This is a genomic window from Peribacillus sp. NPDC055009, from assembly GCF_053608705.1.
In genome coordinates, this window is record NZ_JBSGVZ010000006.1 from 72,529 (window position 1) to 91,419 (window position 18,891).

The window sequence follows — 18,891 nt, forward strand, 5'->3', positions numbered from 1 at the left end:
AGTGACCTCCTAGATGTTTTAAAATAAAACAATTATAGTTTATATTCAGAATATTTAAAACCCTTTTAGGGGAAAAAAATTCAATACGGCTGAACTAGTGTGAATATGACGATTTACTATAGGAAAAAAGCGGACAGGGTTTTAAGATTCTGTTCGTTTTTTTACTTATCTTTTAATAAAAAATTAGAGAGTGCTGTATATTAGTGGCAAACTAGTTTATAAGGAACCGGAAATTGAATTAGTATTTGTTGTTTTACAGGTTTAATTATTGCTATTGTATGTTTAGCCAGAGCCTATAAAAGAAGTGGAGATGTGGTTTCTTTGATACATATTTTAATTGCGGATGATGATCGGCATATTCGGGAGTTGCTTAAATTTCACTTGGAAAAGGAAGGGTACATGGTATTCGAAGCGAAGGACGGTAATGAAGCCTCCTTGCTACTGGAGAAGGAACGGGTCCATCTGGCTGTTGTCGATATTATGATGCCGTTTAAAAACGGACTGGATCTTTGTAAGGAAATCCGGGATCAATATGATCTGCCCGTCATTTTATTGACAGCTAAAGATCAACTTATCGATAAGGAAAAGGGGTACTTTGCAGGTACGGATGATTACCTCGTAAAGCCGTTTGAGCCACGGGAACTTCTATTTCGGATAAAAGCGCTATTGCGAAGGTACCGTATGGTGAATTCTGAATCCATCTCATTGAATCAAACGGTGATTGACCGTAGAAGTTACGAAGTGCGAATAAAGGGGAATACGCTGCTCCTGCCGCTTAAGGAATTTGAGCTGCTGGCTCAGCTTGGGAGTTTTCCAGATCAGGTCTTTACGCGTGAGCAGCTTATTGAACTGGTTTGGGGTGCTGATTTTGAAGGGGATGATCGAACGGTTGATGTTCATATTAAACGGTTGAGGGAACGTTTTGCCGGACGGACCGATGATTTTGTCATAACGACTGTCCGTGGCTTAGGTTATAAACTGGAGGTCAACAAGAAGTGAAAACACTTTATTTCAGGATAGTTATTCAAACCATTTTGATCATGGTGCTTGCCAGTGTCATCGCTTTTTTAATTTCCAATGTTTATTATCATCAGGTTCAAAAACCCAACAATGGTAAGAAGATAGGCAAAGTCGCAAGTGAGATCGTCTCCTTATATGAGGAGAATCCTGATCAGGATATTGATGCGTATTTAAAGCATATTGCAGGTTTGCACTATCAAATGTATCTATTTAATGAGCAGGGTGAAGGAACTTTATATGGTGAGCCGTTTCGGGATACCAGTTTGGATCGCGACACGATTTCCGGAGTTTTGAATGGAAATACCTATCAAGGGATCGTCAATTATAATAATGGGTTATTTATTACCGGTTTTTTTGAAGATGTTTTAATTAATAGCATTGGGGTCCCGTTAAACGTGAATGGCGAAAAGCATGCATTGTTTGTAAGGCCGAATATAGAGCTGCAGTTTGGTGAATTTCGCTTTTTCCTTGCGGTTTTGCTCGTACTGACGCTACTTCTTAGTTTTTTATTTGTGATCATTAATACGCGTTTCATCGTTAAGCCGATTACGAAATTAACGGAAGCTACAAAAAGAATCGCCGATGGGGATTATAGTAGTGAATTGAATGTCACCCGAAGAGATGAAATAGGGGACTTGGCACAGCATTTCTCGAAAATGACTCAAAGCATACAGAAGTTGGATGATATGAGGCAGGAGTTCGTATCGAATGTATCTCATGAAATTCAATCTCCGCTTGCATCCATCCAAGGTTTTTCTCAAACCCTCCAATCGGAGGAATTAACAAAAGAACAAAGAAATCAGTACTTGTCCATCATTGAAAAAGAAAGCAGGCGCATGTCGTCGTTAAGCAAACAGCTGCTCATGCTTGCTTCCTTGGATAAAGAAGAAGATCCGCTACAACGGTCAAATTTTGATTTAGCGCAGCAAATCCGGCAGGTGTTGTTCATGCTGGAATGGAATTGGCGGGAAAAAGATATGGTGATCGACATGGATTTGCCGTCAACCGTCATTTCTGCAGATGAGAAACTTTTAAATCAAGTTTGGACGAATTTGATAACCAATAGCATTAAATACTCGGAAAGCGGCAGTTCGATCAATATACGGATTAAAAGTATAGGCAGTGCTGTTGAAGTGATGATTGCGGATACGGGCATGGGGATTCCAGAAGAAGACCTTCCTTATATCCTTGATCGCTTTTATAAAGTCGACAAAGTGAGGAATAGGAGTGAAACAGGCAGCGGGTTAGGACTTTCAATCACGAAGAAGACGGTTGATCTTCATGGAGGAACGATCGAAGTTCAAAGCGAACTTGGTAAAGGGACCACTTTTTATATACGGCTGCCCCTTATGTAATCAGTTGTTCATCTTCCATTCATATTGATTGTTTACAATCGAGTCATACCGATTGAAGCAGGACTCGATTGGTAAACAAAAGAAAAGGGAGATGAAATGATGTTTTTGGCAATACGTGAACTAAAGCATTCAAAGTTACGTTATCTGCTGATTGGACTGATCATGGTATTGGTCGCTTTGCTTGTTTTTATCATTTCAGGATTAGCTAATGGACTTTCAGCAGATAATGCTTCATCCATACAAAACATGAAAGCCGACTATTTCGTTATGGAGCATGACTCTAAAAATAAATTGAATCGATCCATCATATCCATGGGAAAGCTTGATGACATCCAGGCTTTATCGGATGTTAAAGCAGCCGAAGGGCTGGGGCAAATGATGATCACATTGAATAAAACCGGATCATCGGAGAAAACGGATGTCACCATTTTTGCTACCGATGCCAGTGGGATACTAGCACCGAAGGTCATAGAAGGAACGAGCTATGACAATAAGAAACAAGGTGAAGTAGTTGCAGATCGTTCTTTAAAAGAAGTGGGTTATAAATTGGGTGATTCACTTAAAGATGACCTATCAGGTAAGGTTTTCACCATTGTTGGTTTTACTGAAAAGCAGTCTTACAGCCATTCACCGGCAGTTTACATGAATGTTAAGGGGTGGCAGGAGATTAATCCTGGATTGAAAAATCAAGGAAAAGACTCAATCAGCGCAATAGCCGTGCAAATGGATTCGAAGGCAGAAGAGAATGTACGTGAATCATTGCCTGAAGGAGTAACGCTCATTTCGAAAGAAGAATCACTTCAGAGTATACCAGGGTTCAAAGAGGAACAGGGTACATTGACGATGATGATTGCCTTCTTGTTTGTCATTGCAGCATTCGTTTTGGCTGTATTCTTTTATGTGATTACCTTGCAGAAGACTAATCAATTTGGAGTCCTTAAAGCACTCGGGGCCAATACGGGTTACCTGGCAAAAAGTATTGTTGGTCAAGTAATGCTGCTTGCAGTGACATGCATAGCCATCAGTGTTGCACTGACATATGTCGTCACTTTAATCATGCCAGAGGGAATGCCATTCGTATTGAGTACCGATTTGGTCATTAAATATTCCGTGTTACTTTTGGTTGTATCCGTATTGGGTTCGCTGCTATCACTATACCGAGTAGCGAAGATAGATGCGATCGAAGCAATAGGGAGGGTATCATGATGAGGGATAAACTATTATTTGAAAACGTCAGTAAGATTTATGGGGAAGGCGTTAATAAGGTGACTGCCCTTGATAATATTTCCCTGAATGTGAAAGCGGGGGAATTCGTCGCGATCGTGGGTCCTTCAGGCTCAGGAAAAAGTACTTTTCTTTCAATAGCGGGTGCGTTACTATCTCCGAGCGAAGGTCGCTTACTGCTGAATGATGAAGATATAACAACACTATCACCAAAGGAATTGACTAGAGTTCGCCTCGAAAAGATCGGATTTGTATTCCAATCATCGAACCTTGTGCCATATCTCACCGTACGAGATCAGCTTCTGCTACTTTCTGAACTGATTGGCAAGCGAGATAAAAAAACTGTGAAAAAAGCGGACGAATTGCTTAGCCACCTTGGACTTGGACATCGGGCAGATCACCTGCCAGAAGCACTGTCGGGCGGTGAGCGGCAGCGTGTAGCCATTGCCCGTTCGCTGATGAATGATCCAGAAATCATTTTAGCAGATGAACCAACCGCAAGTCTTGATTCCAAAAGAGGCAGGGATGTTGTTGAAATGCTTGCACATGAGGTGAAATCAAGAAATAAAGCGGCCATCATGGTAACGCATGATGAAAGAATGTTAGATTTATGTGATCGAGTGGTCAATATTACAGATGGCAAGGTATTTGGATGAAGTTATAGGTAAAAGGCCGCAGCCTCTTCAAAGGAATTAGGAGTGGCGGCGGCCTGAATTGCTTGAATGGGAACCTGGTAAGCGGTTGGTATACTAGTCGTTACTTTATCTAAACGATTTGCATTTATGTATAATATATTGCTAGTATCCCAGATGGTTATCTTCGGATTAATCATGTTTTTTCATTTTAAAGAACAAACAATGATAGGTTGCTTTTACACCTGATTCATCTCGGTATTCTGTGTCGTATATGTTGATTAACTCTCGAAAAAGGGAAGGGCGCTGGCAGTAGTTTTCTTTGTTGCTGTTAGCTGCACCAATCTTTTTAATTGAAGTGAAAAATTCACGTACTGTTTGAAAGTACTCCAGTTCAAGCTTTTCCATTTTTGTTATCTCGATTGGAGATGCTGATGAAAAGGGGAGCGCTTCTTCACAAATTTGGGATAATTCTTCTAGTGTGTAAAACATTTGGCCTGGTGAACTATCAATGGAAAGCTGAAGCTTTTCTTTCGCCTGTTCATACGACATATGAAGCTCTTGAAATGTATCTATTCCGAACGTTGAAAATATCAGGCTTCCTTCAGCCGTTAATCGTATACACAGTTTTTCAAGGGTTGCAGGAAGATCATTCAGCCATTGAAATGTTGCATTGGAAATAATCAAGTCGAAATTTTCATTTAGCGCCATTTCTTCGATGTCCGTACATAAAAATGTAACACGGTCCTCCTTTGTCATTCCTTTCGCCACTTCAACCATTCCGGGTGCAATATCAACAGCCGTAATGGCGGCATTAGGGAATGCTTTGACGAGTAACCTGGTTAAGTAACCAGTGCCGCAGCCGATTTCAAGAATATTGATTTTATGATTGGTGTTTTTTTGAGGAAGCAAATCCACTAATTGTCTTGCCATGTTTTTTTGAACATTGGCATACGCATCATATGTTTTCGCGTGTTCACTAAACCGCTTGCTTAACAATCGTTTATCAATCATGAACGTACTCCTTTTGAATAAATGTTTTTATATGCTCCATACATTCCTGTGGTTTTGTGAAAAATGGAATATGACCAGCACCTTCAATAATATGAAGCTCGGCTTGCCCACCCAGGTTTTCTTTAATGAAGGAGGAGGCTTCAAGTGGACAAATTTTGTCTTCCCTCCCATGAAGCAATATAAAGGGGGCTTCAATCCGGTCGAATCTTGCTCTAGCATCTTTCTGAAGTAAATAATCCAAACCAATCAGAAGCGAAAACACATCATCTCCATGAAACTCGCGTTGAATTGTCTTGATGAATTGATCATAAAAACCTGCTTCTTTTTCAGTATCGGAAAACATTGCTTCATAGAAGGAAGTCAAAGTCTTCTCTTTATTGCGCTGCAGTTGTTTCTTCATGCGCTCGACCATTCGTGGATCCCAGCCAAATGTGTAATTTTCTCCGGTGGTGAACCGACTTGTTGCGCCAAAAAGGATAAAACCGTTTATTTTTTCTCGAAACGAACTTGAAAGTTCAAGTGATACTATCGATCCTAATGACCAGCTCAGTAAATAAACAGGACCATCTATGGAAGTGATTGTTTCTATGACTCGTTCTTCAATGTCATTTAGTGCTTTCATATCTCTCCAATCTATAAATGAAAGGTGAAATAGTTCTGACAGCGGTTGGATTAACGGTTGAAACGCATCTTTTTCCATTCCCCAGCCAGGAAGCATGATTAAATTCGGCTGTTTCATTTAATAACACCCATTTCTTTTCCAATGATCGAAACTCTTTCAACTGCCCAATCAAGATCTTTTTTATCGTGGAGAGCCGTAACGGTAAAACGGATTCTCGCTTCATTTTCAGGAACGGTCGGCGGCCTTACAGCAATAGCGGCAATTCCTTCTTTCTGCAAACGTGCAGCAAATTCCATCGCTTTTTCGTTTTCCCCGATGACGATAGGAACAATTTGTGATTGGCTTCCGCAAATATTAAACCCGTAATATGTGAGTTCTTGTCTAAAGTGTTCTGAGTGTGTTTGGAGCAGTGAGCGGCGTTCTGGTTCTTGCTGCACAAGTTCAATCGCTGTTTTTATAGCACCGAGTATGGCCGGGGGAAGTGCAGTTGAATATATGAATCCGCGCATGCGATTTTTTAAATAGTCGATGAGCCATTTTTTCCCGACGACATAGGCCCCGAATGAACCGAGCGCTTTACTGAATGTTCCCATTTGGATATCTATTTTATTTTGAAGATGGAGGTGACCGGCATAGCCTTCACCATGTTTACCGTAGATACCGCTTCCGTGTGCTTCATCTGTCATTAACAGTGCGTTATAACGTTCCTTTAGCCGAACAAGTTCTTCGAGAAAAGCGAAGTCACCATCCATGCTGAAGACCGTATCCGTCACGATTAATTTCCGTGCTTCAATCGGTGATTTTTTCAAAAATGCTTCTAAATGATCTAAATCATTATGACGATAGCGTATATGCTTTGCTCTGCTTAAAAGAGCTCCATCGACAATGCTTGCATGATTTAATTTATCGCTATAAATAATATCGTTACGGGACAGCAGGGTGGAGATTATTCCAAGGTTTGCGTTATATCCACTATTGATGATGAGTCCTGCTTCGGCTTTCTTCCAATTGACAAGAGCTTGTTCCGCCTGCTCGTAAAGAGGATGATTGCCAACAATTAAACGTGAAGCCGTTGCTCCTGCACCATATGTATGTACTGCATCAACCATAGCCTTTTTCAGCCGCTCATCTCCGGCATACCCTAAATAGTTATTAGAAGCTAGATTAAGCATCCTACACCCGTTGATTGTAAGCCAAGGCTGCTCGGCACATACGGTTGATACGAGTTCACGCTTTTGCGAAATCTCTTCTAAATGAGCCAGTTCCTTTTTTATTTTTTCTTCCCAACAAGGCAATTGTTTTTCACTGTGCATGGCCATTCTCCTTTTTATATGTCAACTAAAATTAATATAGGTTAACATATAAAACATTCTAATCATGACTCAATGAAACTGTCAAGCTTTGAAAAGGAGCATGAGAATAAACTAATAATCATTAATCTGGAGAAATCAAGGGTCAAAAAAAGCTGGTTGGTTATTTTGATTAAAGGAGAATCGGGCAGCGGCTTTGTTAAGCTAATGTATAAAAAAGCTTAGTGAAAATAGTGACTTCTTATGTATTAAGCTCATTCATTGAAGATAATCTAACTTCAAAGGTAGTCTTTTTGTTAAACCTTCAAATCTTTGAAGGATTAAATGGAATTCCATGTTACTATAGAGCAGTGAAATTTAACAGAATTCACATTAACCATTACATAAAGGAAGGTATAAATATGAAAAAGATTTCTTTGGATGTTTTCTTTATATTAATAGGAGCTTTTATTTTCGCTTTGGCAATAAATCTTTTCGTCATTCCCAATGAGCTTGGTGAGGGAGGAGTCACGGGGATAACCATCATTCTGTTTTATCTTTTTGAATGGTCACCAGGGCTGTTAAGTTTGATCATTAACGCTGTCCTGCTCATTGTCGGTTATAAATTTTTGTCGAAAATGACAACGGTATATACAATCGTAGCCGTTGCATTCAATTCACTTTTCCTTCATTTAACCGAAAGTTGGACGATATCTTCAGATGAATTGGTCATCAATGCGATATTTGGCGGGGTTTTTGCCGGTGCAGGAATTGGCATGATCATTCGTGTTGGGGGCACTACTGCCGGTACGACAATCCTTGCCCGAATTACTAATAAGTATTTGGGATGGAGCTTAAGCTATGGACTTCTGTTTTTCGATTTAATCGTTGCGTTCTCATCTTATTTCATCATTGGTGCAGAAGGTCTGATGCTCACTATCCTTATGCTTTATATTGGAACAAAAACGATGGAATTCATCATTGAGGGATTGAACCCGAAAAAAGCGATTACCATCATTTCAAAAGAAGCGGACCAGATTGCAAAACAAGTAACCGAATTGATGGACCGGGGTGTCACTGTTTTTAGCGGCCATGGATACTATACAAAGGCATCCAAGGATATTTTATATATCGTTATAAGTAAGCAAGAGGTGCTAAAGTTAAAGAGAATAGTGCAGTCAACGGATAGCAATGCTTTTATAGCCATACATGACGTTCGTGACGTATTTGGTGAAGGATTCCTGGATATCTCGAAGTCCTGACGCGAATAAAGTATAAGCGAAATGAAAAGGCCTTGATAGGCTTTTTTATTTTGCACTGCAAAAAATCTGTAAATTCGGAATAATTTGTTATATTATGTAAGTAAGAAACCACACACCCTGAGGAGTGCAGCCATTAAATGTGGAGGTGTCCAAGATGATCCTTTTAAAAGTGGATGACAGAAAGTTTGGGAAAAGCAATATCAAGTACAGTGTCGTTGATAAAGAAACGAATGAATTGATCATTAGCGGTGTGTTTAAGGAATTTGGACAAGCAAGCGATAAATATTATGAATTGAAGGATGAATACGGTCCTTCCAATGTGAAGATGATATTGAAGTGATAAGAGGGAAACCGACGGGTTTCCCTTTTTTCGTATAATGCCAGGAATGAAAATGGCCCGTACAATAAATAATCGGATAAAGGAATAATCAAAGGTTTCCGAATCATATAATTAGATTAAGAGAGTTCTTAACATCCTTTTTTTACAATATACTACAATTTTATTGTAAAGTATGGAATTTGGTGGTAATATAAAGCGCATAAATGTAAACGTTTGCAACATTTTTTTGTGAGGAGGTGATGTAAAAGAAGTACGCTAGACTATGAATTTTATAGAATGAATGGCTTTTATTTTACTAATTTTATGCAAACGTTTTCTTAAAATTGCATGAATATTATGAGAAAAAGGGAGAGTGGGTAGGCATGAGGCGTAAAAAATGGTACGGGGGAATTCTTACTGTTTTATTAATTTTTAGTGTAATTTTGGCAGGATGCTCTTCTTCAACTGGCGGAAACAGCGACTCAAAGGATGTCGTGACGCTCGATATATTTCAATTCAAGGTAGAATTCAAGTCGCAATTCGAGACATTGGCAAAACAATATGAAAAAGAAAATCCAAATGTGAAGATCAAGGTATCGACAGTCGGCGGCGGAAATGATTATAAATCTGCCATAACGGCAAAGTTCGCTTCAGGTGAGGAGCCAGCGGTTTTTAACATTGGCGGACCGGTAGATGTCGCACAATATAAAGATAGATTAACAGATTTAAAGGACACGAAAGCTGCTGCTGCAGCGCTTGACGGTACTTTGGATGGCGTGGAAGAGGACGGGCAAGTCCTTGGACTTCCATTTAACCAGGAAGGATACGGCTTGATCTATAACAAACGAATATTTAAAGAAGCCGGAATTAATCCTGATGAAATTACAAGTTATGAAGCCTTAGAGGCGGCAGTTAAGAAAATCGATTCACAAAAAGACAAATTGAAGCTCGAAGCAGTTTTCGCATATCCGGTAAAAGAGAAGTGGGTGACAGGAAACCATTTATCCAATGTATTCTTATCACCGGAGTTTGATGGAAATGTGTTAGAAGCAAGTAAAGCACCTACGGTTAAATTCACGGATGGTGACAAGTTTAAACAATTGGTCGATATCCAAAATGAGTATTCCGTCCAGCCGACAGCAAGTCTTGATTATTCCCAACAAGTGGAGGAGCTGTTCTCGCTTGAAAAGGTTGCGATCATTCAGCAGGGTAACTGGGTTTATAACACAGTCTATGATATGGATCCTGAGTTAGCTGAAAAGGGAATTGGCATCATCCCGATTCCAAATGGAGACAATGCAGGCATGCCAGTCGGCGTACCGAACTATTGGGCAGTGAACAAGAAATCGGATGAAAAGGTACAGGAAGCGGCGAAGAAGTTCCTCGATTGGATGTATACATCCGAAGCAGGGAAGAAAGCCGTTTTGGAAGACTTTAAATTCATTCCTGCTTATGAAGGATATGATGTAGAAAAAATTGCCGATCCAATTTCAAAAGAAATTTATAAATACTCCCAAGAAGGAAATACGATTGGGTGGGTGTTTAATGGATATCCGGTCGGTTGGAATGATGATCTTGGTGCAAGTGTCCAAAAATACGTAACTGGTAAATTGACTTGGGAGGAACTTGTCCAACAGAACATTGAAAATTGGGAGAAGATTCATAGCAAATAAGCGTTGGGAAATGCAAGTGACCAATCGGCATGAAAAATGTGTCGATTGGTTGTTCCTTATTATAGAAAAGTCGCTGAGGGAATTTGCCTCAATAAGGGATTCATCAAATAACACAGTCATGATCTAAACCCATTAACTATTAAATCATTTGAAGGAGGTCGGTTTCGTTGAGAAATCGGGATGCTGCATATTGGCTGTTTTTGACACCTGTTCTTGCTGCACTCATTTTGGTTGTGATCGTGCCGCTCATCTACGGATTTTATTATTCCTTTACGAACTGGAACGGTTTAGGGACTCCGGATTTCATTGGTCTTAAGAATTATATAGACTTGTTTACGGATAAAGGGTTCCTTGATACATTTTGGTTCACCATTAAATTTTCCGTAGCGGCAATTGTGGTAATCAATATCATCGGATTAAGTTTGGCCCTCATCGTGACTTCGAAAATTAAATCAAGCAACATATTGCGGACAGTTTTCTTTATGCCCAATTTAATTGGCGGCTTGATACTCGGCTTTATTTGGCAGTTCATTTTTATTAAGGTCTTCGGTGCGATTGGTGATTTGACTGGGATCGAAGCATTTAATGGGTGGTTATCAACGACTGATACAGGCTTTTGGGGATTGATCATTTTAACGTCTTGGCAGATGGCCGGATATATCATGATCATTTATATTGCCTATCTGCAGGCTGTTCCTGAAGACTTGATAGAAGCGGCAAAAATTGACGGAGCGAACAGCTTCCAGCGTTTTCGCCATATAACTTTTCCGCTAGTGGCACCTGCTTTTACCGTCAGTTTGTTTTTGACGCTTTCCCACTCGTTCAAGATCTATGATCAAAACCTTTCCTTGACGAATGGAGCTCCCTATAATTCAACTGAAATGGTTGCGATGAACATTGTAAAATCCGCCTTCACCGAAAACGATATGGCATATGCACAGGCAAAAGCCGTTATCTTTTTCGTAATCGTGGCGGTCGTTTCGCTGACACAAGTCTATTTCAATAAAAAACGGGAGGTTGAGCTGTAATGAGGGGAAAATGGAAATTGTGGCTGATTGGATTCATCGGATTCATATTGGCCATATTATGGCTCACTCCGTTTTATTTAATGCTTGTCAATGCTTTTAAAATGAAACGGGATATATTTGCCGATACATTGGGACTGCCTGAAACCTGGACATTCGAAAACTTCACTCAAGCTTTCGAGCAATTGGATTTCCTCCGGACTTTATTCAATTCTTTATTGATATCGGGCGTCAGTGTAGTCATCATCATCATCTTTTCTGCGATGGCAGCATACGCTCTTTCCCGAAACAAAAGTAAAATAAGTTCCCTGCTTTTCTTTGTGTTTGTAGCAGCCATGCTGATCCCGTTTCAGTCTGTGATGATACCGCTCGTTGCCCAATTCGGCCAGCTGGGGATGTTGAACAAGGCCGGACTGATTTTCATGTATTTAGGTTTTGGCTGCAGTCTTTCCATATTCCTTTATCATGGTACTTTAAAAGGGATTCCCCTCTCACTTGATGAGGCAGCAAAGATTGATGGTGCAAACCGCTTTCAAGTATTTTGGTATATCATATTTCCATTATTAAAACCGATGTCCATTACAGTTGGAATCTTAAATGTCATTTGGATATGGAACGACTATTTGCTGCCATCCCTTGTTATTGGCGGTGCAGGATCGGAGACCATCCCGCTTAAATTATTCTTCTTTTTCGGTCAATATACGAAGCAATGGCATCTTGCCTTGGCTGGACTTACTTTATCCATCATTCCAGTCATCATTGCGTACTTTTTTGCTCAGAGGCAAATTATCAAAGGAATTGCAGATGGAGCAGTTAAATAACTATTTAAATATAGGGAATATTAAGCCATGTGCGGTGAACGGGGAGTGTTGATGAATTTGTCTGTTACTATAAAAGACGTTGCAAAAAAAGCAAATGTCGCTCCATCAACGGTATCGCGTGTAATCCATAACAGCCCGACAATCAGTGAAAAGACAAAGCGTAAAGTACGCAAGGTATTAAAGGAAATGGGCTATCATATGAATGAAAATGCCCGGAACTTAGTCACGAAGTCAACTAAGGCCATTGGGATCGTCATGAAAAGTTCGGCAAGGGAATCACTTTATAATCCCTTTTTTCCAGAAGTGATCCGAGGCATCGGGGATTTCTGTAATAAAGAAGGGTACAGTCTTTCCCTGACAACCGGCGAGACGGAGGATGCAATCTTTGAGGATGTCGTGAAAATGGTTCAGGGCAGAAGAGTGGATGGCATGATTGTTTTGTACTCTAAAAAGGACGATAAAGTGGTGCCGTATTTATTAAAGCAGGGCTTCCCGTTCGTTTTGATCGGGAAGCCAAGTACGAACATGAGCGGAATCACGTTCATTGATAACGATAATGTTCAAGCGGCCAGGGAAGTATCGGAGTTTGTAATAAGTCTTGGACATGAGCGAATCGCCTTTTTAGGGGGCAGTCCCGAGTTTGAGGTGATCCAAGACCGCTTGACAGGTTTTCAACAAGCGATGGAGCAGGCCGGGCTGGATGTGCGACAGGAATATATCAAATTGATTCCTTTAAATCGAACGGATGGAATAAAGGCCATTGATGAATTGCTGGAGCTGAAAGAGGCACCAACCGCATTTTTGGTTATGGATCTTTTATTGGGTGTTCTCTTGCTTGGGGTGTTAGCTGAAAAGAACTTGAAAGTGCCAGAGCAAATAAGCGTCGTCTGTTTTAACCACTCAGAATTCATAGAATTTTTAAGTACGCCGCTGACAACGGTTGATATCCATACGTATCAGTTAGGGTTTGAGGCGGCAAAATGCGTGTTCGATCTAATTGCAAATCCGGAAATGATGGAAAAGAGTATCAGTATTCCTACCAAAATCATAAAGCGGGAGTCGCATTTTGTTGCTGAAAAGGAAATTAAATGAAAAATGTAGAAATGTTTTACCAATTAAAGCTTGATTTTTGCTAACATAAATTTACAATATAGATTATCACTATTATTTTTGAAAATTCATACTTACTGAAGTCAATAAGTATGTTCTTATATTTTGATCACACCTAACGCAAACGTTTGCGTTATGGATAAAGAGGTAATAGTTAAACATGAAAAGCAAGTTGCCGTGAAATGAATCTAGAATGGAGGAGGTTGTTCATGAGAGTCCTGGTATGGAATGAGTATCGCCACGAGAAAACAAAGCCTGAAGTGGCAAAAGTATATCCAGATGGTATCCATGGTGCAATTGCTAGCTTTTTACAAAGTGAGCAGGTCGAGGTGAGGACCGCTACTCTCGATGAAGAAGAGCATGGATTAACTGAAGAAGCGCTGGAACGAACCGATGTACTTCTTTGGTGGGGGCATGTTGCACATGATGAAGTTCAGGATGAAATCATTGCAAGGGTCCACAAGCGAGTACTCGAGGGTATGGGTCTCATCGTCCTCCATTCCGGTCATTTTTCAAAAATCTTCAAACGGCTTATGGGCACGACTTGCGATTTGAAATGGCGGGTCGCGGATGAAAAGGAACGGCTTTGGGTTGTCGATCCCAGTCATCCTATCGTTAATGGAATTGGAGAATATATAGAGCTTGAGAAGGAAGAGATGTACGGGGAACATTTTGATATTCCTGCACCAGATCAATTGATATTCGTCAGTTGGTTTGAAGGCGGGGAGATATTCAGAAGCGGCTGCACGTATCAGCGGGGAAAAGGGAATATTTTCTATTTCCGTCCAGGTCATGAAACATATCCTACTTTCCATAATCCGGAGATTCAACGAGTAATTAAGAATGCCGTTGATTGGGTCAAGCCGGAATCTGGAGTCGTAACGAACTATGGGAAAGCCGAACCGTTGGAATCCATCTCAAAGAGATGAAGTGAAGGAGAGAACAAAATGGGCAAAGTGAAGGTAGGAGTCATTGGATGCGGGAGTATCGCAAAAAACAGGCATTTTCCGGAGTATGATGCACATCATGAAACGGAGATCATTGCTGTTTGTGATATTGTGCAGGACCGGGCGAATGCAGCAGCACAAAGGTATGGCGCCCAAGCATATACTGATTATATAGAACTTTTGAAGAATGAGGTGATTGAAGCGATCAGTGTATGTACACCGAATTACCTGCATGCACGCATCACGGTTGCGGCCTTGGAAGCTGGTAAGCATGTCCTTTGTGAGAAACCAATGGCTACTTCTTTGGTGGATGCTGAAAAAATGAATGCAGCAGCAGCGAAAAGCGGCAAAATACTAATGATTGGTCATAATCAGCGTTTTGTTCCTTCTCATCAAAAAGCGAAACAGCTTATTGAGAGCGGGGACCTAGGGAAGGTCTATAGCTTCCGGACGGCTTTTGGACATTCCGGGCCGGAAACCTGGAGCGTGGACGGACTGGAAAGCTGGTTTTTTAAGAAGGATCAGGCAGTCATTGGTGCAATGGGCGATTTAGGCGTTCATAAAGCTGATTTATTACGGTATATCCTTGGAGAAGAATTTGTTGAAGTGGGAGCCTTTGTGGAAACGACTGCCAAGAAAAATACAGACGTTGATGACAGTGCGGCCTGTATCCTCCGGACGGAGAGCGGTATCATCGGAACTCTTACCGCCAGCTGGTCATATGCAAAAGAAGACAATGCTACGGTCATTTATGCGGAAAAAGCGGTATTGCGCCTTGAAGACGATCCGAAATACTCACTGATCATCCATCATGATAATGGAAAGACAGAAACCATCCAATTAGGAAGCATCCAGACTAATGACTCAGAAGGACAGCATGATTCCGAAGTGATCAGCCACTTTGTAAAATGTGTGGTGGATAATGAGGAGCCTCTTGTCTCAGGAGTTGAAGGATTAAAATCATTAAAAGTCATTCTTGGCGCGATGGAATCAAATGCATCCCGAAAAATCATCCGCTTATAAAGGGGTTAAAAGTCATCATGTACAAATTAAAAATGGGTATTATCGGTGCTGGCGGAATTGCCCAAAAAAGGCATATCCCAGCTTTTCAAAAATTTCAAGATAAAGTGGTTTTATACGCCATTCAGGATATAGATGAAATGAAGGCGCGAGAAGTGGCGCGTGAATTTCATATCGAGAAGGTTTTCACCAATTATGAAGAAATGTTTGCTGAAGTGGATGCTGTTACGATTGCAACGCCTAATAAGTTCCATGCAGAGATTTCCATTGCTGCTCTGCAAGCGGGTGTTCATGTGTTATGTGAAAAGCCGATGGCCATTACCACTGAGGAATGTTTAGCAATAACCGAGGCTGCAAACATATCAGGTAAAGTGTTATCGACTGCTTATCATTACCGCTTCATGAAGGAAGCTCAGGCTGCCAAAAAAATGATTCAGGCCGGTGAGATCGGTGAACCGTATGTAGCGCGTGTACAGGCAATCAGACGACGCAAAGTCCCTGGCTGGGGAGTTTTTACAAGCAAGGAATTGCAAGGCGGAGGAAGCGTGATCGATTACGGATGCCATTTGCTTGATTTGGCATTATGGCTGATGGATGACCCAGAACCGATTGAAATCGTAGGTTCGACATATAATTATGTCAGTAAGGGTGTCGATCAGGTCAATTTATGGGGGAATTTCGATGCCTCGGTTTTTGAAGTGGATGACCATGCCACTGCATATATCAAATTTGCCAACGGAGCATCGCTATTATTCGAAACATCCTGGGCCGCGAATATCCGTGAAGAAGCAACTGTTTTGAGTTTATCCGGAACGCAGGGCGGACTTGATGTGTTCCCTCTAGTCTTGAATCAGGCTAAGCACGGCATGCTTTTAAATAGTGAAGCAGTATGGATGCCAGGGGAAGATACACCAGACCTGCAACAGGCAGAGAACTTTATTAATAGCTGCCTAGGATTGGCAGAACCATTGGTAAAACCATCGGAAGCCATGAAAGTTTCAAAAATAATCGAAGCCATTTATCAAAGCTCGGCAAGTGGGAAGGTCATGAGCATAAATTAATGAAAAAGGTGAGGTGGGGCATGTGAAATTAGGGATCTTTACAGTGCTATTTGCTCAAAAATCATTCGAGGATATGCTTGATTATGTCGCGGATTCCGGATTAAAAACAGTTGAAATCGGTACAGGCGGGTATCCAGGGAATATCCATTGTCCACTTGATGAACTGCTGGAAAGTGAAGAAAAGCGCCAAAAATACCTCGAATCCGTTCAAACAAGAGGGTTAACGATCAGTGCATTCAGCTGCCACGGCAATCCAATCTCTCCAGATGAAGCATTCGCTAAAGAAAGTGATGAAACACTGATTAAAACAATCAAGCTTGCATCCTTACTGAACGTCCCGGTCGTCAATACCTTTTCCGGTACAGCAGGTGATCACGAAGGAGCTAAATATCCAAACTGGCCCGTCGCCCCATGGCCGAATGAGTATACAGATGTGCTGAAATGGCAATGGGAAGAAAAATTGATCCCCTATTGGAAAAAGGCGGCCGCCATTGCCGATGAACACAATATAAAAATCGGCCTTGAACTGCATGGGGGCTTTCTTGTGCACACACCCTACACCTTGTTAAAACTTCGGGAAGCTACATCTGATGCAATAGGCGCCAACCTTGATCCAAGCCATCTTTGGTGGCAGGGCATCGAACCAGTCGGGGCCATCAAAATCCTCGGGAAAGCGGGAGCAATCTACCACTTCCACGCAAAAGACACATACTTGGATCAGGATAACATCAATATGTATGGGTTAACCGACATGCAGCCATATGGAAATATCCAGAGCCGTGCCTGGAACTTTCGCTCGGTAGGATGCGGCCACAGCCTGCAAGAGTGGTCCGACATCATGAGTGCCCTTCGCACATACGGTTACGATTACGTCGTCAGCATCGAACACGAAGATCCGCTAATGTCAGTTGAAGAAGGCTTCCAACGGGCCGTAACCAATCTGAAAACTGTACTCATAAACGAAAGCCCAACTGATTTATGGTGGGTATAATTTAGAGTTGATAACGAGCAGCCTAACGAAGGTTGCTTTTTATGTTGTTCGTTGCTCATGAAAAAGTGGAATTAACGAGTAAAAGTGTAAAACTCACGAGTAAAGAGGATTAATAATATGTTATCTTTTTCGCATCAATTGTGTTAGAGACAAACATATTATGTATGACCCTTTCCACCCTTACTTTTAAACGGGTTCTTGGAACTGTCAATATACCGAAATCTTTCGCCTTTCTTAATATACGTGTAAACAAGAAGCATAGGAGGAAGTAAAGGCTTCATAAAAGAAATTAGCTGTATCCAATGGAGATAGCTGGTTTTTAAAAAAAATTCAAGTTGACAGTCACCTACTACGTGTTACAGCATACTCTATAGTAAGTAGCACTGGATACCAACAGCACTGAATAGTGAAGTTGCAAAAATGTTATTAAGAATAGGAGTTGACACCTCTGCTACTCGGTGTTACAGTTTAGTTGTAATAAGTAATACTAAATAGCGTGAATACATTACCAAAAAGCTATTCAGTAAAAATTCCCCTCAGAACTAAGTTACAAGTCACAAAATAGAGGAGGCTCTGAACATGGAAAATTTAACTGAAATGCTGAAAGGTTCGCTGGAAGGCTGCGTGTTGGAAATCATCAGCCGCCATGAAACCTATGGCTACGAGATTACCCGCCGCCTGAACGAGCTTGGGTTTACTGAAGTCGTGGAAGGGACGGTCTACACCATCCTCGTGCGATTAGAAAAGAAAAAACTGGTGAACATAGAGAAGAAACCGTCAGATATGGGGCCGCCCCGAAAGTTTTACTCACTTAATGAGGATGGCCGCCAGGAACTCGAATTGTTTTGGAAAAAATGGGATTTTGTCTCATCCAAAATCAATGTCTTAAAGTCAGTCTAGCTTCATAAGATATTCCGTACGCTATTTTTGGAGTGTTTTGATCAGCTTTATCAATAAGGAGGAAAAATAACATGATGGAATTGTTCAAGAAAATGATTGGTGATAAAAAAGAGTATAAAATGATGATGGCACGGGTTGAAGCCTTGCCAGAGGACTACCAGTTTGTATTTAAGAAAATACAAAACTACATGTGGAATTTCTCAGCGGGCAACGGGATGGATATGCTGCACATGCAGTATGAATTAATCGAGTTGTTCGAAGCCGGTGCGGCGGAAGGCAGACAAGTGCTGGAAATCACTGGGGATGACGTCGCGTCCTTTGCCGACGAACTAGTGGCAAATGCTAAAACCTATTTCGCCAAGTATCGTGAAGATTTGAATGATAGCATCTTGAAGCGACTGGGAAAAAATAAATTCAATAAATAATGCCGACTGAATAGCTGGTTACAAATGTGAATTGCCACCTTCGCTATTCAGTTATATTTTTAACACGGTAGTAAGTAATACGGAATATCAGTCAGACTAAATAGAGGAAAATAGGCAATCTAGTTCTGCTATGCGCTCGAACGGATAATTACGAAACTTACAAGCGGCCTTGCCGCGCTAT

19 protein-coding genes are annotated in these 18,891 nt (G+C 41.0%); 16 read left to right on the forward strand and 3 right to left on the reverse strand.

The features are described 5' to 3' along the window. The first annotated feature begins 321 nt into the window (after window positions 1-321). From ACWF5P_RS11590 to ACWF5P_RS11605, 4 genes are all read left to right on the forward strand, one after another. Window positions 322-999: a response regulator gene (locus ACWF5P_RS11590; RefSeq protein WP_434168383.1), complete on the forward strand. Its 678-nt coding sequence runs from the start codon at window positions 322-324 to the stop codon at window positions 997-999. Beyond that, the gene (locus ACWF5P_RS11595) at window positions 996-2,375 is read left to right on the forward strand and encodes an ATP-binding protein (RefSeq protein ID WP_434168384.1); all 1,380 of its coding nucleotides are present in this window, start codon (window positions 996-998) and stop codon (window positions 2,373-2,375) included. The genes ACWF5P_RS11590 and ACWF5P_RS11595 overlap by 4 nt, the downstream gene beginning before the upstream one ends. A gap of 99 nt (window positions 2,376-2,474) precedes the next feature. Continuing rightward, window positions 2,475-3,581 (forward strand): FtsX-like permease family protein, encoded by a 1,107-nt coding sequence (locus tag ACWF5P_RS11600; RefSeq protein ID WP_434169597.1) that lies wholly within the window; start codon window positions 2,475-2,477, stop codon window positions 3,579-3,581. After that, entirely contained in the window at window positions 3,578-4,255 is a 678-nt protein-coding gene (locus tag ACWF5P_RS11605; RefSeq protein WP_101224968.1) for an ABC transporter ATP-binding protein, read from the forward strand. Before ACWF5P_RS11600 ends, ACWF5P_RS11605 begins: the two co-directional genes overlap by 4 nt. 168 nt (window positions 4,256-4,423) lie before the next feature. On the opposite strand, the gene bioC is transcribed toward ACWF5P_RS11605, so the two are convergent. From bioC to bioF, 3 genes are read right to left on the reverse strand one after another with little or no spacing between them, the layout of a single operon-like run. After that, complete coding sequence (gene bioC / locus ACWF5P_RS11610; protein WP_434168385.1) at window positions 4,424-5,245, reverse strand: malonyl-ACP O-methyltransferase BioC; 822 nt, start codon at window positions 5,243-5,245, stop codon at window positions 4,424-4,426. After that, on the reverse strand, window positions 5,238-5,984 hold the full coding sequence (locus ACWF5P_RS11615; protein ID WP_101224966.1) for an alpha/beta fold hydrolase: 747 nt from the start codon (window positions 5,982-5,984) through the stop codon (window positions 5,238-5,240). The genes bioC and ACWF5P_RS11615 overlap by 8 nt, the downstream gene beginning before the upstream one ends. Further along, window positions 5,981-7,180, reverse strand: coding sequence for an 8-amino-7-oxononanoate synthase (gene bioF, locus ACWF5P_RS11620; RefSeq protein ID WP_230177911.1), 1,200 nt, complete (start codon window positions 7,178-7,180; stop codon window positions 5,981-5,983). The genes ACWF5P_RS11615 and bioF overlap by 4 nt, the downstream gene beginning before the upstream one ends. A gap of 398 nt (window positions 7,181-7,578) precedes the next feature. Here bioF and ACWF5P_RS11625 point away from each other — a divergent pair, with 398 nt between their 5' ends. The 12 genes from ACWF5P_RS11625 (at window position 7,579) to ACWF5P_RS11680 (ending at window position 18,710) form a co-directional block, all read left to right on the forward strand. Further along, window positions 7,579-8,418 carry a YitT family protein gene (locus ACWF5P_RS11625; protein ID WP_095390405.1) on the forward strand — a complete coding sequence of 280 codons (840 nt, stop codon included), beginning with the start codon at window positions 7,579-7,581 and terminating at the stop codon, window positions 8,416-8,418. A 154-nt stretch (window positions 8,419-8,572) separates the two neighbouring features. Continuing rightward, window positions 8,573-8,758, forward strand: coding sequence for a hypothetical protein (locus ACWF5P_RS11630; RefSeq protein ID WP_034305959.1), 186 nt, complete (start codon window positions 8,573-8,575; stop codon window positions 8,756-8,758). A 362-nt stretch (window positions 8,759-9,120) separates the two neighbouring features. Then, window positions 9,121-10,410 carry an ABC transporter substrate-binding protein gene (locus tag ACWF5P_RS11635; protein WP_101224963.1) on the forward strand — a complete coding sequence of 430 codons (1,290 nt, stop codon included), beginning with the start codon at window positions 9,121-9,123 and terminating at the stop codon, window positions 10,408-10,410. 167 nt (window positions 10,411-10,577) lie between these two features. Next, window positions 10,578-11,438, forward strand: coding sequence for a carbohydrate ABC transporter permease (locus ACWF5P_RS11640; protein WP_098370419.1), 861 nt, complete (start codon window positions 10,578-10,580; stop codon window positions 11,436-11,438). Next, complete coding sequence (locus tag ACWF5P_RS11645) at window positions 11,438-12,256, forward strand: carbohydrate ABC transporter permease (RefSeq protein ID WP_101224962.1); 819 nt, start codon at window positions 11,438-11,440, stop codon at window positions 12,254-12,256. The genes ACWF5P_RS11640 and ACWF5P_RS11645 overlap by 1 nt, the downstream gene beginning before the upstream one ends. A gap of 57 nt (window positions 12,257-12,313) precedes the next feature. Beyond that, window positions 12,314-13,348 (forward strand): LacI family DNA-binding transcriptional regulator, encoded by a 1,035-nt coding sequence (locus ACWF5P_RS11650; RefSeq protein ID WP_101225045.1) that lies wholly within the window; start codon window positions 12,314-12,316, stop codon window positions 13,346-13,348. Window positions 13,349-13,575: 227 nt separating this feature from the next. Further along, window positions 13,576-14,295, forward strand: a complete 720-nt coding sequence (locus ACWF5P_RS11655; RefSeq protein ID WP_434168386.1) for a ThuA domain-containing protein — start codon at window positions 13,576-13,578, stop codon at window positions 14,293-14,295. 18 nt (window positions 14,296-14,313) lie between these two features. After that, a complete protein-coding gene (locus tag ACWF5P_RS11660) occupies window positions 14,314-15,336 on the forward strand; it encodes a Gfo/Idh/MocA family protein (protein ID WP_452444897.1) in 1,023 nt (340 codons plus the stop codon). A gap of 17 nt (window positions 15,337-15,353) precedes the next feature. Continuing rightward, window positions 15,354-16,394, forward strand: coding sequence for a Gfo/Idh/MocA family protein (locus ACWF5P_RS11665; RefSeq protein WP_034305944.1), 1,041 nt, complete (start codon window positions 15,354-15,356; stop codon window positions 16,392-16,394). 22 nt (window positions 16,395-16,416) lie between these two features. Next, the gene (locus ACWF5P_RS11670) at window positions 16,417-17,385 is read left to right on the forward strand and encodes a sugar phosphate isomerase/epimerase family protein (RefSeq protein ID WP_101224959.1); all 969 of its coding nucleotides are present in this window, start codon (window positions 16,417-16,419) and stop codon (window positions 17,383-17,385) included. Between the two features lie 579 nt (window positions 17,386-17,964). Next, entirely contained in the window at window positions 17,965-18,285 is a 321-nt protein-coding gene (locus ACWF5P_RS11675) for a PadR family transcriptional regulator (RefSeq protein WP_101224958.1), read from the forward strand. A gap of 71 nt (window positions 18,286-18,356) precedes the next feature. Further along, the gene (locus tag ACWF5P_RS11680; protein WP_101224957.1) at window positions 18,357-18,710 is read left to right on the forward strand and encodes a DUF1048 domain-containing protein; all 354 of its coding nucleotides are present in this window, start codon (window positions 18,357-18,359) and stop codon (window positions 18,708-18,710) included. The last annotated feature ends 181 nt before the right edge of the window (window positions 18,711-18,891 follow it).

Excerpts from the sequence above, each read along its gene's own strand:
- ACWF5P_RS11600 (WP_434169597.1), top strand. The coding sequence starts at position 2,475 with ATGTTTTTGGCAATACGTGAACTAAAGCATTCAAAGTTACGTTATCTG.
- ACWF5P_RS11605 (WP_101224968.1), top strand. The coding sequence starts at position 3,578 with ATGATGAGGGATAAACTATTATTTGAAAACGTCAGTAAGATTTATGGG.
- bioC (WP_434168385.1), bottom strand. The coding sequence starts at position 5,245 with ATGATTGATAAACGATTGTTAAGCAAGCGGTTTAGTGAACACGCGAAA.
- ACWF5P_RS11615 (WP_101224966.1), bottom strand. The coding sequence starts at position 5,984 with ATGAAACAGCCGAATTTAATCATGCTTCCTGGCTGGGGAATGGAAAAA.
- bioF (WP_230177911.1), bottom strand. The coding sequence starts at position 7,180 with ATGCACAGTGAAAAACAATTGCCTTGTTGGGAAGAAAAAATAAAAAAG.
- ACWF5P_RS11625 (WP_095390405.1), top strand. The coding sequence starts at position 7,579 with ATGAAAAAGATTTCTTTGGATGTTTTCTTTATATTAATAGGAGCTTTT.
- ACWF5P_RS11630 (WP_034305959.1), top strand. The coding sequence starts at position 8,573 with ATGATCCTTTTAAAAGTGGATGACAGAAAGTTTGGGAAAAGCAATATC.
- ACWF5P_RS11635 (WP_101224963.1), top strand. The coding sequence starts at position 9,121 with ATGAGGCGTAAAAAATGGTACGGGGGAATTCTTACTGTTTTATTAATT.
- ACWF5P_RS11645 (WP_101224962.1), top strand. The coding sequence starts at position 11,438 with ATGAGGGGAAAATGGAAATTGTGGCTGATTGGATTCATCGGATTCATA.
- ACWF5P_RS11655 (WP_434168386.1), top strand. The coding sequence starts at position 13,576 with ATGAGAGTCCTGGTATGGAATGAGTATCGCCACGAGAAAACAAAGCCT.
- ACWF5P_RS11660 (WP_452444897.1), top strand. The coding sequence starts at position 14,314 with ATGGGCAAAGTGAAGGTAGGAGTCATTGGATGCGGGAGTATCGCAAAA.
- ACWF5P_RS11665 (WP_034305944.1), top strand. The coding sequence starts at position 15,354 with ATGTACAAATTAAAAATGGGTATTATCGGTGCTGGCGGAATTGCCCAA.
- ACWF5P_RS11675 (WP_101224958.1), top strand. The coding sequence starts at position 17,965 with ATGGAAAATTTAACTGAAATGCTGAAAGGTTCGCTGGAAGGCTGCGTG.
- ACWF5P_RS11680 (WP_101224957.1), top strand. The coding sequence starts at position 18,357 with ATGATGGAATTGTTCAAGAAAATGATTGGTGATAAAAAAGAGTATAAA.